We start from the raw sequence: 10564 nt of genomic DNA on the forward strand, positions 1-10564 counted from the left end.
GCGGGCGTGGCGGCACCGCTAGTCCTCGCCGTCACGCCGGGCGCGGCGGTTGCCGGGTCTGCGGAGCACCCAGGAGCGGATCGTATCCGCGTACCAATACGGTTTGCCGCCCTCCACATGATCGGGGGGCGGCAGCAGACCGTGCTTGCGATAGGACCGTACGGTGTCGGTCTGCACACCGATATGCGCGGCGATCTCCTTGTACGACCACAGCCTCCGGTCGGTCATCTCTTATGCCCTTCCGCAGGGCGTCGCGGTGACGGCCCGGTGGGGCCGTCGGGGGAGCCACGGCGCGCCTGCTCACATTCCATCAGCCTGTGCCCGGTCAACGACGGTGAGTGAAGGGCGGCCCGGGGCTGTTGAACATCTGTGACGGAGGCGTGTGGAGATGTGACCGCTGTGACGCATGGGTGACGCACCGGACGAGACCCGGACGCCATGACCACAGCGGGCCGGCCGTAAGGCCACGGCCGGCCCGCTGGGCGTCAGCTGGAGACGGGGCGTCAGCTGGAGACGGGGTGTCAGCTGAAGACGGACGTCAGCTGTAGAAAGCGGGGCGCTCGATCATCTCTACCGCCGTGCGCTGACCCGTGGCCTGGGCCCGGACCCCCGCCTCGCTGACGGCGGTCGCGGCATAGCCGTCCCAAGTGCTGGGGCCCTCGACCTCCCCGCGCCGGGTGGCGTTGACCCAGCTCTGCACCTCGCGGTCGTACGCCTCCTCGAAGCGGGCCACGAAGTCGGGGGCGATCTCCCCGCCCCAGGTGCCGGGCCGGTTGACCAGCATCCCGTGGGCATCGCCGACGCGGGCGGTGCCCCGCTCGCAGACCGCCTCCGCCTGTACCTGGTAGCCGAAGCCGCAGGTGGCGAAGATCTCCACATTGACGATCGCCCCGCCGGTGGTCTCGAAGACCACCAGCTGGGGGTCGCTGAGCGGCTCGGGCGACAGCGAGCTGGGGGTCGGCTTGAGCACGGTGACCGCGGCGATCTCCTGCTCCAGCAGCCAGCGCGACTGGTCCATCTCATGCACCACCGAGTCGGTGATCATCATCTCGTTGGTGAAGTACGAGTGCACCGAGGCATTGCGGTGGCGGCAGTGCAGCAGCAGCGGGCGACCCAGCTCACCCCCGGCCAGCAGCGCCTTGAGCTTCATGAACTCGGTGTCGTAGCGGCGCATGAAGCCCACCTGCACCCGGCGGTGGCCCAGCCGCTGCTCGGCCTCCAGCACCCGCAGCGCGGACGCGGAGTCCGGGGTGAGCGGCTTCTCGCACAGCACCGGCAGATCGCGCTCGAACGCGCTGAGCAGCGCGGCCTCATGCGCGGGCCCGGGCGAGGCGATAAGCACCGCGTCCACGCCGGGCGCGGCCATCGCGGCGGCCGGGTCGGTGAACGCCTGACAGCCGTCGGCGGTGTCGGCGACCGCCTTGGCCCGCGCCTCGTCGATGTCGACCACGGCGGCCACCCGGGCGCCGCTGATCACGTCGTTGATGCGGCGGACATGGTCGGCGCCCATCTTGCCGGTCCCGATGACGGCGACCCCGAGCGTTCCCTGCTGGGTCATAAACCTCTCTCTTCTCTCTCTGCTCTCTGGACGGTTCGAAGGCCCGTGGGGCGATGGCCTGTGGGGCGATGGCCCGTGGGGCGAAGGGGGAGGGGTCAGGCGCCGCAGGAGCGCAGGAAGCGCCGGGTGCGCTCGGCGATGGGGAAGGGCTGGCCGGGCGGGCAGGGGTACATGTCCTGCTCGACGATGGCGAACAGATCCACATCCAGGTTCTGGGCCGCGGTCAGGACCGGACCCAGCTCCGGAACGCCGTTCGGCGGTTCGCACATCACACCGCGCTGGACCGCGGGGCCGAACGGCACCTCGTTCTTGACCACATCGGCGAGGATCTCCGGGTCGACCTGCTTGAGGTGGAGATAGCCGATGCGCTCGCCGTAGGTCTCGATCAGCTTGACGCTGTCGCCGCCGCAGTAGGCGTAGTGGCCGGTGTCCAGGCAGAGGTTGACCAGGTCGTGGTCCGTGGCGTCCAGGAAGCGGGCCACGTTCTCCTCGGTGTCGATATGGGTGTCGGCATGCGGGTGGACGACGATGTCGAGCCCGAAGCGCTCCCGCACCTCACGGCCCAGCCGCTCCATCCCGGTGGACAGATGGCGCCACTGCTCGGCAGTGAGCGTCGGGGGCTCGATCAGCTCGGCGGTCTTGTCGTCCCGCCAGAAGGAGGGGATGACCACGAGGTGCTTGGCGTTCATCGCCCGGGTCAGCTCGGCCACCTGGGAGACGTGCTCCCAGGTGGCGTCCCAGACCTCGGGGCCGCGGTGCAGCGAGGTGAACACGGTCCCCGCGGAGACCGTGAGACCGCGCCGGCCGGTCTCCTCGGTCAGCCGGGCCGGGTCCGTGGGCAGATAGCCGTACGGACCCAGCTCGATCCACTCGTAACCGGCCTCCGTAACCTCGTCGAGGAAGCGCTGCCAGGGGACCTGCTGATCGTCGTCGGGGAACCACACCCCCCAGGAATCGGGGGCCGAGCCGACCCGGATGCGGTCCAGGGCGGGTGCGGGGGAGGCGTCGGCAGTCATGGCAGAGGGTCTCCTCGGTGTGCTGGGGTGCCCGCGTCGTACTGTTTTGGGCAGCTTCACCGGCCGGGCGGGCGGCCGTCAAGCCTTCGTCAGGACATTCGGACGTCTTGTCAGGGAAAGGCGTCGGAGGGATGGCGTCCGTCAGGAGGTGTCCATCAGGAAGCTGGCGCCGTCACCTCCTCCGGCAGTTCGTCCACATCGACCCCGCGGACCTGGGCCAGCTCATCCGTTGCAGAACGGGAGCCTCTCCCCGTGGGTGGCCACTGTCAAGACTTTGTCATGACAACATTTCATCTGGACGTCACGAGGCGATAACGCGCCCCACGGGCCCGGATGATGACGTCCGTATGTAAGGACAAAGTCTTGACAGTGGGCGGGGCACACGTCTAGACCTGAAGGGCCGGGGTGGATCCCGGAGTTCTGAGCACCAGACCCTGAGCTGCGTCTTTCCCGAAGGGGCAGGCATGAGTGAGCCGTACGACCTGATCACGATGGGCCGCATCGGAGTGGACCTGTATCCACTACAGACCGGTGTGCCACTGCCGCAGGTTGAATCGTTCGGAAAGTTTCTCGGCGGCTCGGCGACCAATGTCGCGGTCTCCGCGGCCCGCTTCGGCCATCGCTCCGCGGTGATCAGCCGCACCGGGGCGGATCCGTTCGGCGACTACATCCACCAGGAGCTGCGGGCCTTCGGGGTGGACGACCGCTTCGTCACCCCCGTCGAGGAGTACCCCACCCCGATCACCTTCTGCGAGATCTTCCCGCCGGACGACTTCCCGCTGTACTTCTACCGCCGCCCCAAGGCGCCCGATCTGGAGATCCACGCCGATGAGCTGGACCTCGACGCCATCCGCGCCGCCCGGATCTTCTGGATGACCGGCACCGGGCTCAGCGAGGAGCCCAGCCGCACCAGCACCCTCGCCGCGCTCGCCGCCCGCGCCAAGAGCGGCACCACCGTCTTCGACCTCGACTGGCGGCCGATGTTCTGGGCCGACCCGGAGACCGCCCGCCCCTTCTACGCCGAGGCGCTGTGCCACGCCACCGTCGCCGTCGGCAACGTAGACGAGTGCGAGATCGCCACGGGGGCGCGCGAGCCCAAGGCGTGCGCGCAGGCGCTGCTGGACGCGGGTGTGGAGATCGCCGTCGTCAAACAGGGCCCGCGCGGGGTGCTCGCCGTGCACCGCGACGGCACCACCGCCGAGGTCCCGCCGGTCCCGGTCGAGGTGGTCAACGGGCTCGGCGCGGGCGACGCGTTCGGCGGCGCCCTGTGCCACGGGCTGCTCACGGGCCGGCCCCTGGAGCAGGTCATGCGGTACGCCAACGCCGCGGGCGCCATCGTCGCGTCCCGCCTCGCCTGCTCCTCCGCGATGCCCACGGAAGCGGAGGTCGAGGCTCTGCTGGCGGGGGACTGACCCCGGGTGCCAGGCCCTTCCCCTCGTCCGGTCATGCGGTCCCCGCGCTCCGTGTGCCCTTCATGAATCGCGAATGCGAGGAAGTACTTTGAGTATCAGCGTTTCCGACCTCGTGACGGTGCGCAGCCGCCATCCGGAGGCCATCGCCGAGGCGGCCGCCCGCCGGGTCCGCCGCCCCCTCATCGGGGACAGCGGCCGTCTGATGATCGTGGCCGCCGATCACCCGGCGCGCGGCGCCCTCGCCGTCGGCGGCCACAAGTTGGCCATGGCCAACCGGGTGGAGCTGCTGGAGCGGCTGTGTGTGGCGCTGTCCCGGCCCGGGGTCGACGGGGTGCTCGCCACCGCCGACATCCTCGAGGACCTGCTGCTGCTCGGCGCCCTCGACGGCAAGGTCGTCATGGGCTCGATGAACCGCGGCGGCCTCGCCGGAGCCTCCTTCGAGCTCGACGACCGGTTCACCGGACACCGCCCCCAGGACATCGAGCGCCTCCGCTTCGACGCCGGCAAGCTGCTGCTGCGCATCGACTACGAGGACGCCGGTTCGCTGACCACCATGGTCACCACGGCCCGCGCCATCGACGACATGGCGGAGCGGCGGCTGCCCGTCTTCGTCGAGCCGTTCATCTCCCGGCGGACCGGCGGAAAGGTCGTCAACGACCTGTCCGCCGAGGCCGTCACCAAGTCCATAGCCATCGCCTCCGGCCTCGCCGGAACCTCCGCCTACACCTGGCTGAAGGTGCCGGTCACCGACGACGCCGACGAGATGGCGGCGGTGATGGAGACGAGCACCCTTCCGGCGGTGTTGCTCGGCGGCGACGTGGGCAAGTCTCCGCAGGACCAGGAGGAGGCGTACGAGAAGTGGCGCAAGGCGCTGGGCCTGCCCACCGTGCAGGGGCTGGTCGTCGGCCGCTCCCTGCTCTATCCGGCGGAGGGCAGTGTCGAGACCGCCGTGGACACCGCCGTCGGCCTGCTATGACGCTGTGAGAAAGGCAGAGACGTAACGCCATGACCACCACCGATCCGTTCCCCGGCTTCCATGTGCAGGCCGGCAAGGCGGCCGACGGGCCCTACGCCGTGGACATCGCCCCCGAGCGGGCCGGCTGGGGCTACTCCAGCCTGCGGGTCCTCGATCTGCCGCCCGGCGGTTCGCACTCGCTGGCCACCGGTGACAGCGAGTGGATCGTGCTGCCGCTGAGCGGTGGCTGCACCGTGATCGCCGAGGGCGAGACGTTCGAACTGCACGGCCGGGAGAGCGTGTTCAGGGGGGTGAGCGACTTCGTCTATCTGCCGCGCGACTCCCACGCCCAGATCGCCAGCGGCGCGGGCGGCCGCTTCGCGCTCACCGGCGCCCGCTGCGAGCGCCGGCTGCCCGCGCGCTACGGACCGGCCTCCGCCGTCCCCGTCGAGCTGCGCGGCAGCGGCAACTGCTCGCGCCAGGTGAACAACTTCGGCGCGGCGGGCGTCTTCGCATGCGACAAGCTCATCGCCGTCGAGGTGCTCACCCCGGGCGGCAACTGGTCCTCGTACCCGCCGCACAAGCACGACCAGTGCCGCCCCGGCGAGGAGAGCGAGCTCGAGGAGATCTACTACTTCGAGATCGCCGAGGCCCACGGCAACGAGGGCGTCGGCTATCAGCGGGTCTCCCCGTCCGGCCACGGCCGCGGCACCGACGTGCTCGCCGAGGTCCGCTCCGGTGACACCGTCCTGATCCCCGACGGCTGGCACGGCCCCTCGATCGCCGCCCCCGGGCACGACATGTACTACCTCAACGTCATGGCGGGTCCGGAGGCGGAGCGCGCCTGGCTCATCTGCGACCACCCCGACCACGCCTGGATCCGCTCCACCTGGCCCGACCAGGCCGTCGACCCCCGTCTGCCCCTCTATCGAGCACCCGCTGGAGACTCACGATGAACGGTTCGGCAGTGCGCCGCCTCACCGTCGCCCAGGCGCTGGTGGAGTTCCTGGCCCACCAGTACACCGAGCGCGACGGGCGGCGGCATCGCCTGATCAACGCCACCTGGGGGATCTTCGGCCATGGCAATGTGGCCGGGCTCGGCCAGGCGCTGCTGGAGTCCGGGCCGGACACCATGCCGTACCTCCAGGGCCGTAACGAGCAGGCGATGGTGCACGCCGCGGTCGGCTACGCCCGGCAGAACAACCGGCTCGCCGCCCAGGCCGTCACCACCTCCATCGGCCCCGGTGCCACCAACCTGGTGACCGGTGCCGCGCTCGCCACCGTCAACCGGCTGCCGGTGCTGCTGCTGCCCGGCGACATCTTCGCCACCCGGCCCGCCGACCCCGTGCTCCAGCAGCTGGAAGTTCCGTACGCGGGCGACATCTCGGTGAACGACGCGCTGCGCCCGGTCTCCCGCTACTTCGACCGGGTGATGCGCCCCGAGGCGCTGATCCCGGCCGCGCTCCAGGCCATGCGGGTGCTGGCGGACCCGGCCGAGACCGGCGCCGTCACCCTGGCCCTGCCGCAGGACGTCCAGGCCGAGGCGTTCGACTGGCCCGAGGAGTTCTTCGCCGACCGGGTGTGGCACGTCCGCCGCCCCGCCCCCGAGGCGACCGAGGTGGCCGCCGCCGCGCGGACCGTCCGCGCCGCCCGCCGGCCGCTGATCGTGGCGGGCGGCGGGGTCCACCACAGCGAGGCCGAGGACAGCCTGCGCGCCCTCGTGGACGCGACCGGCATCCCGGTGGCCTCCACCCAGGCGGGCAAGGGCTCGCTGCGCTACGACCACCCCGCCGACATCGGCGGGATCGGCCACACCGGCACCGCCGTCGCGGACGACCTGGCCCGCACCGCCGACCTGGTCATCGGCGTGGGCACCCGCTACAGCGACTTCACCACCGCGTCCGCGACCCTGTTCGCGGACCCGGCGGTCCGCTTCCTCAACCTCAACATCACGCCCTTCGACGCCCACAAGCTCGGCGCCACCACCGTGGTCGCCGACGCCCGCGCCGCGCTCGAAGCGCTCACCGCCGAGCTGGCGGGCCACCGGGTGGACGAGACGTACGAGGCCGAGTACCGCACCGGGAAGACCGCGTGGGAGCGCCGGGTGGACGCCGCGTACGCCGCCGAGGACGAGACCGCCCGCCCGTCCCAGACCCAGGTCCTGGGCGCGCTGGACGCGGTCGTCGGCGACGAGGACGTGGTGATCAACGCGGCGGGCTCGCTGCCGGGCGACCTCCACAAGCTGTGGCGCGCCCGCTCCCCGCGCCAGTACCACCTCGAGTACGGCTACTCCTGCATGGGGTACGAGATCCCCGGTGCCATCGGCGTACGGCTCGCGGCGCCCGCCACGCCGGTCTGGGCGCTGGTCGGGGACGGTACGTATCTGATGATGCCCACCGAGATCGTCACCGCGGTCCAGGAGGGCATCAACATCAACGTCGTGCTGCTCCAGAACCACGGCTACGCCTCGATCGGCGGTCTGTCGGAGACCACCGGCGCCGAGCGCTTCGGCACCGCCTACCGCTTCCGGGCGGCCGACGGGCAGTACACCGGCGATCCGCTCCCGGTCGACCTGGCCGCCAACGCCGCCTCGCTGGGCATGGATGTGCTCCGCGCGAAGAGCGTGGGCGAGCTGCGGGCGGCGCTCGCCGAGGCCCGCGCCTCGGACCGGCCCACATGTGTCTATGTGGAGACCGAAACGGCCGACACAGTGTCCGGCGCACCCGAGGCACAGGCGTGGTGGGATGTGCCTGTCGCCCAGATCGCGACCCGTCCGGCCGCCGTGAAGGCCCGCGAGGACTACGACCGGCAGGCCGCCGCACGCCGCCGCCACCTCTGACGTTTCTGACGTTGTTCGAGAGAAAGGCTCCGCACCCATGAAGACCGTCAACCACTGGATCGGCGGAAAGACCGTCGAGGGCGCGACCGGCGCGTACGGACCGGTCTACAACCCCGCCACCGGCGCCCAGGACACCCAGGTCGCCCTGGCCTCCGTGGACGAGGTCGACGCGGCCGTGGCCGCGGCCAAGGAGGCGTTCCGCTCCTGGGGCACGGTGTCCCTGTCCAAGCGCACGGCGGTCCTCTACAAGTACCGCGAGCTGCTGGACGCCCACCGCGACGAGATCGCCGAGCTGATCACCGCCGAACACGGCAAGGTCCACTCGGACGCGCTCGGCGAGGTGGCCCGCGGTCTGGAGATCGTGGAGCTGGCCTGCGGGATCGCCGAGAAGCTCAAGGGCGAGCTGTCCACCCAGGTCTCCACCGGGGTCGACGTCTCCTCGATCCGCCAGCCGCTGGGCGTGGTCGCGGGCATCACGCCGTTCAACTTCCCGGCCATGGTGCCGCTGTGGATGTTCCCGGTGGCCATCGCCTGCGGTAACACCTTCGTCCTCAAGCCCAGCGAGAAGGACCCCTCGGCCTCCCGCCGGCTGGCCGAGCTGGCCTCCGAGGCGGGGCTGCCGGACGGGGTGCTCAACGTGGTCAACGGCGACAAGGCGGCCGTCGACCGGCTGCTGGAGCACCCGGACGTCGCCGCCGTCAGCTTCGTGGGCTCGACCCCGATCGCGAAGTACATCCAGTCCAGGGCCGTCGAGCACGGCAAGCGGGTGCAGGCGCTCGGCGGCGCCAAGAACCACATGCTGGTGCTGCCCGACGCCGATCTGGACTTCGCGGCGGACAACGCCATCAACGCGGCCTACGGCTCGGCCGGTGAGCGCTGCATGGCGGTCTCGGTCGTGGTCGCGGTCGGCGACGCGGGCGACGACCTGGTGAAGAAGATCGCCGACCGGGCCGCCAAGTTGCGGATCGGCCCCGGGAACGACCCGGCCTCCGAGATGGGCCCGCTCATCACCAAGGAGCACCGCGACAAGGTCGCCTCCTATGTGCACGGGGCCGCGGCCCAGGGCGCCGAGGTGGTCGTGGACGGCACGGGGTACTCCGTGGAGGGCCATGAGGACGGCTTCTTCATCGGCGTCTCGCTGCTGGACAGGGTGCCGCCGACGGCCGACGCCTACCGTGACGAGATCTTCGGCCCGGTGCTGTGCGTGGTGCGCGCCGAGACCTACGACGAGGCCATCGCGCTGATCAACAGCTCGCAGTGGGGCAACGGCACGGCCATCTTCACCCGCGACGGCGGCGCCGCCCGCCGCTTCCAGCTGGAGGTGGAGGCGGGCATGGTCGGCGTCAACGTGCCGATCCCGGTGCCGGTGGGCTACCACTCCTTCGGCGGCTGGAAGGACTCGCTCTTCGGCGACCACCACATCTACGGCAACGACGGGGTGCACTTCTACACCCGCGGCAAGGTCATCACCACCCGCTGGCCGGAGCCGTCCGAGGAGGTCGGCATCAACCTCGGCTTCCCGAAGAACCACTGAGGCGTGGAACCACCGAAGGTGAAGAACCACTGAGGCGTATGTGACGTGTGATTCGCACGTTTGAGTGGTTTCCCCGCCCCCTGCCGGACCCGGTCCGGCAGGGGGTTTCGCCGTTGTGACGGGCGGGGATCCCAGGCGCAACAAGCACGGGAAGCCGGGGGAAAGCGGGGGAGCCGACGTGCCTGGGTTCACGGAGGGGGAAGGGGCCGAGGAGTTCATCGAGGCGTTCAAGGGCGCCGTGGTGCCTCGGGACCGAAAGGCCAAGGCGCGGGACCTGCTGCCGCCCGTGCTGCTGCTGGCGAGCGGCGAGGGGGCGCCGGGCCGCGCCCACCGGGCGATGCGGGGGCTGCGCCGGATGCTCTATCCGGACGGCGCCAAGCGGGTGCCGTACGCGGCGCTGGGCCCCGATGAGATTCGCGCGGCCGCCGGGCGGCGGCCGCTGACGCTGGACCTCGGCCGGGAGCTGTGCGTCGATGTGCCCCGCCGCACCGGCGGTCTGCGGCTCACCGACTTCTGGCTGATGCGGGACATCGTCGAGCAGGCGCTGGACCCGAGGGCCGCCGAGCCGGACGGTGGCGCGCTGCGCGACCACTGCTACACACAGCGGCTCAAACGAGGGCCGCTGCTGCGGGCGTTGTGGACGCTCGGCGGCGAAGGCGGCGACAGCGGGGCGGGGAGCACACCGGGGAGCACGCCGGGGCCGGGCTGGATCGCGGAGCTGCGCCGGCTGCTGGTGCGGCCCCTCTTCCAGCTGCTGCCGCGCTGGTGGTGGGGGCGGCGCCGGACCCGTCGGCTGCTGCGCTCCACCCGGCGCGGCTGGTACGCGGACTGGCGGCGCATCAGTCATGGCCGCACCGCCGAGGAGTTCTTCGAGAACGCCGCGCGGCTGGTGCGCGCCGAGCGCGCACGGGACGGGGAGGCGGCGGTCGGCCGCTGGGAGGAGCTGCTGCTGCGCGCGCTGCTGGCGGATCTGCGGCGCGCGGCGCGGCCGGGCCGGATCTCGCCCTGGCGGCGCAGGCGGCGCACCCGGTGCGCCTTTCTGCTGGAGCTGCCGGAGGACGCCGCGGGCGCGGCGGCCGGGGAGCGCTTCCTGGAGCGGTACGGAGAGGCCGCCCGGGACACCCGGTGCGCGGCGGTCGTGGTGGTGGCCGTGGTCCCGGCGCCCCCGGCGCCCCCGGCGCCCCCGGCGCCCCCGGCGCCCCCGGCGCCCCCGGCGGGCGAGCCCCCGGCGGGCGCGTCCCCGGTGGGTG

8 protein-coding genes and 1 pseudogene are annotated in these 10564 nt (G+C 71.6%); 6 read left to right on the forward strand and 3 right to left on the reverse strand.

What is annotated here, in order from left to right:
- Positions 1-18: 18 nt before the first annotated feature.
- From ABD329_RS36305 to ABD329_RS36315, 3 genes are all read right to left on the reverse strand, one after another.
- A complete protein-coding gene (locus ABD329_RS36305) occupies positions 19-228 on the reverse strand; it encodes a helix-turn-helix transcriptional regulator (protein WP_198278653.1) in 210 nt (69 codons plus the stop codon).
- Between the two features lie 310 nt (positions 229-538).
- The gene (locus ABD329_RS36310) at positions 539-1558 is read right to left on the reverse strand and encodes a Gfo/Idh/MocA family protein (RefSeq protein ID WP_198278652.1); all 1020 of its coding nucleotides are present in this window, start codon (positions 1556-1558) and stop codon (positions 539-541) included.
- A gap of 95 nt (positions 1559-1653) precedes the next feature.
- On the reverse strand, positions 1654-2574 hold the full coding sequence (locus ABD329_RS36315; protein WP_198278651.1) for a sugar phosphate isomerase/epimerase family protein: 921 nt from the start codon (positions 2572-2574) through the stop codon (positions 1654-1656).
- Positions 2575-3038: 464 nt separating this feature from the next.
- Between ABD329_RS36315 and iolC the strand changes: the two genes are divergently transcribed.
- The 6 genes and pseudogenes from iolC to ABD329_RS36345 all read left to right on the forward strand — a co-directional run.
- Complete coding sequence (iolC, locus tag ABD329_RS36320; protein WP_198278650.1) at positions 3039-3986, forward strand: 5-dehydro-2-deoxygluconokinase; 948 nt, start codon at positions 3039-3041, stop codon at positions 3984-3986.
- Positions 3987-4074: 88 nt separating this feature from the next.
- A complete protein-coding gene (locus ABD329_RS36325; protein WP_044575027.1) occupies positions 4075-4962 on the forward strand; it encodes a Cgl0159 family (beta/alpha)8-fold protein in 888 nt (295 codons plus the stop codon).
- Positions 4963-4991: 29 nt separating this feature from the next.
- Positions 4992-5897 carry a 5-deoxy-glucuronate isomerase gene (iolB, locus tag ABD329_RS36330; protein ID WP_198278649.1) on the forward strand — a complete coding sequence of 302 codons (906 nt, stop codon included), beginning with the start codon at positions 4992-4994 and terminating at the stop codon, positions 5895-5897.
- Positions 5894-7780, forward strand: coding sequence for a 3D-(3,5/4)-trihydroxycyclohexane-1,2-dione acylhydrolase (decyclizing) (gene iolD, locus ABD329_RS36335; RefSeq protein WP_198278648.1), 1887 nt, complete (start codon positions 5894-5896; stop codon positions 7778-7780). The genes iolB and iolD overlap by 4 nt, the downstream gene beginning before the upstream one ends.
- Before the next feature lie 37 nt (positions 7781-7817).
- On the forward strand, positions 7818-9314 hold the full coding sequence (locus ABD329_RS36340) for a CoA-acylating methylmalonate-semialdehyde dehydrogenase (RefSeq protein ID WP_198278647.1): 1497 nt from the start codon (positions 7818-7820) through the stop codon (positions 9312-9314).
- Between the two features lie 178 nt (positions 9315-9492).
- A pseudogene (locus ABD329_RS36345) lies at positions 9493-10564 on the forward strand (hypothetical protein); the annotation flags it as partial.

Source organism: Streptomyces javensis, assembly GCF_039525925.1.
Classification (GTDB): Bacteria; Actinomycetota; Actinomycetes; order Streptomycetales; family Streptomycetaceae; genus Streptomyces; species Streptomyces asiaticus.

Excerpts from the sequence above, each read along its gene's own strand:
- iolC (WP_198278650.1), top strand. The coding sequence starts at position 3,039 with ATGAGTGAGCCGTACGACCTGATCACGATGGGCCGCATCGGAGTGGAC.
- ABD329_RS36310 (WP_198278652.1), bottom strand. The coding sequence starts at position 1,558 with ATGACCCAGCAGGGAACGCTCGGGGTCGCCGTCATCGGGACCGGCAAG.
- iolD (WP_198278648.1), top strand. The coding sequence starts at position 5,894 with ATGAACGGTTCGGCAGTGCGCCGCCTCACCGTCGCCCAGGCGCTGGTG.
- ABD329_RS36340 (WP_198278647.1), top strand. The coding sequence starts at position 7,818 with ATGAAGACCGTCAACCACTGGATCGGCGGAAAGACCGTCGAGGGCGCG.
- ABD329_RS36305 (WP_198278653.1), bottom strand. The coding sequence starts at position 228 with ATGACCGACCGGAGGCTGTGGTCGTACAAGGAGATCGCCGCGCATATC.
- ABD329_RS36315 (WP_198278651.1), bottom strand. The coding sequence starts at position 2,574 with ATGACTGCCGACGCCTCCCCCGCACCCGCCCTGGACCGCATCCGGGTC.
- iolB (WP_198278649.1), top strand. The coding sequence starts at position 4,992 with ATGACCACCACCGATCCGTTCCCCGGCTTCCATGTGCAGGCCGGCAAG.